Origin of the sequence: Rhodococcus sp. 05-2254-2 (assembly GCF_002259095.1) — a bacterium.
GTDB lineage: Bacteria > Actinomycetota > Actinomycetes > Mycobacteriales > Mycobacteriaceae > Rhodococcoides.
The window spans coordinates 1-2535 of record NZ_NOZJ01000023.1 but is presented as its reverse complement, the minus strand read 5'-3'; the positions used below and the strand labels follow the sequence as shown (position 1 = coordinate 2535).

Genomic DNA, 2535 nt, shown 5'->3' with positions numbered 1-2535 from the left:
TCGCTCTCTGCGATGCGTGTCGTAGCCGCCGTGCAGGAAACCTTCGACTGTGAAATCAGCGTCCGTGCACTCATGGAAGCCCCCACCGTAGCGGGCCTGGCTCGTGTGGTGGGTGGAGGACAGTCGGGCACCAGGCAAATCTGGGAGCCATATGCGCGTCCGGCCCAGTTGCCGCTGTCGTTCGCCCAGCGTCGGTTGTGGTTCATCCATCAGCTAGAGGGACCATCGGCGACATACAACATCCCTCTGGTACTACGCCTAATCGGTCTACTCGACGTCGACGCGCTGACCCTGGCGGTTGCCGATGTCGTAGCCCGGCACGAGAGTGTTCGCACAGTGTTTCCCGCTACGGCTGGCGTGCCCGAGCAGTGCATTCTCGATGCCTCTGAAGGGCTTGTCGCCTGCAAAGTCATCGACGCCACCAACTGGACCGATCAACAGTTGGATGAGGCGGTCGGTATTGTCACCCGCCACGCCTTCGACTTAGAAACCGAGATTCCCTTTCGTGCAAGGCTTTTCGCAGTCTCGACCACGGAACACCATCTGGCCCTGGCAATGCACCACATCGCCGCCGACGGATCATCTCTCTCGCCGCTGGTTCGCGACCTGACTACCGCATATCAGGCCCGCACCACCCGGACGGAGCCAGGCTGGGAGCCGTTGCCCGTTCAGTACGCCGACTTCACAATCTGGCAGCACAAGCTCCTCGGCGAGGCCGACGATCCTAATACCCGATCTGGTCGACAAACAGTTTTCTGGGAGCGGAACCTCGCTGGATACGCGGGACTGCTGGAGCTTCCCACGGACCGGCCTTACCCCGCCGTCGCCAACCATCAGGGCGGCCAAGTCGTCGTCGAATGGCCCGCCGAACTGCAGGAACTCGTGCGGGTTGTGGCGCGGGAACGCAATGCGACGACGTTCATGGTGATGTCGGCGGCGCTTTCGGTGCTGTTGGCGCGTTTGAGCGGGAGCGCGGATGTGGCGTTCGGGGTGCCGACGGCGGGGCGGGGGCGAACCGAGTTTGACGGCATGGTCGGGTTTTTCGTCAACACGCTGGTGTTGCGTACGCGGGTTTCAGCCGAGATGAACTTCGGTGATTTGTTGGAGGAGGTACGGGAGCGGAGCCTGGACGCGTTCGCGAACCAAGATGTGCCGTTCGATGCGCTTGTCGAGCGCCTCAATCCGGTCCGTACGCAGGCTCACCATCCGTTGATCCAAATCCTGTTCGCCTGGCAAAACGTCACCCTGCCCGATCTGTCTCTGCCAGGTCTCGACATTTCCCCGCAGCGCACGGACACCTTGACCGCTCGAATGGACTTGACTTTCAGCCTGCGTGAGCGGTTCGACAACTCCGGCCGTCCCATAGGCATTGGGGGTCTGGTCGAGTACCGCACCGACGTCTATGACGCCGAAACTGTAAAACAACTTGTTACCCGCTGGCAGCGGGTGCTCACGACGATGCTCGCCGGCACGGACCGCTCGGTGGCGTCAATCGACTTGCTTGACGAGAGAGAACTGACGCAGCTGGACGCCCTCGGAGCGCGGTCAGTGCTAAATGAATCGATCGTGGACCCCGCGATTCCGGAGTTGTTCGCCGAGCAGGTGAGGGTGCGGCCGGACGTCATAGCGGTGGTGTTCGAGGGTCGGTCGTGGACGTATCAGGAGTTGGACGACACATCGACGCAGTTGGCTCATTTGTTGGCTGGGCGTGGGGTGGGAGTAGAGGACGTTGTTGCACTGTTGCTGCCACGTTCGGAACACACTGTGATAGCCATACTTTCGGTGCTGAAGCTGGGTTCTGCTTACTTGCCGATCGACATCAACACCCCTGACGAGCGCCTGGCATTCGTTCTACAAGACGCTGCGCCGGCCGCGATTTTGACCACGGTGAGCCTCGCTGGTCGCGTCAGTAAGTCCGGGGTCCCACTGATAGATGTCGAGGATCCCAAGGTCGCTGAACAGCCGACGACGACGTTGCCGGTGCCGAATGCTGACCTCCTCGCGTACATCATCTACACCTCAGGAACGACAGGCACACCCAAAGGCGTCGGCATCACACAAACGAACGTCACCCAGACCTACGCAGCTTCGGAACATGCTTTCAAACATTCCCCAGATCAGGTGTGGTCGATGTTCCATTCGTACTCGTTCGATGTGTCGGTGTGGGAGATGTGGGGCGCTCTGCTGCACGGCGGCCGCTTGGTGATCATCCCTGAGCATGCCGCCCGCTCCGCAACGGACTTTCACCGAATCCTGGTAGACGAGCAGGTCACCACCGTCAACCAGACCCCGTCCGCACTCGAGATGCTCTCGCCCGAGGGAATAGATCAAGTAAGGACCATTTTTGTGGGGGGTGAGGCATGCTCGCCCGAACTTGTCGATCGGTGGGCTTCAGGCCGAGAAATGATCAATGGCTACGGGGAGACAGAGACGTTCTACGCCTCTATGAGTGCGCCCATGAAGCCTGGTCATGGAGCTCCTATCGGTACGCCGGTGCCGGGTGATGCGTTGTTTGTGTTGGATTCCGGTTTGCGG

1 protein-coding gene is annotated in these 2535 nt (G+C 60.7%); it reads left to right on the top strand.

Annotated elements, in window-relative coordinates:
- Positions 1-12: 12 nt before the first annotated feature.
- Positions 13-2535, top strand: a 2523-nt coding sequence (locus tag CH283_RS27890; RefSeq protein WP_254924357.1) for a non-ribosomal peptide synthetase, incomplete at its 3' end; no start/stop codon positions are given.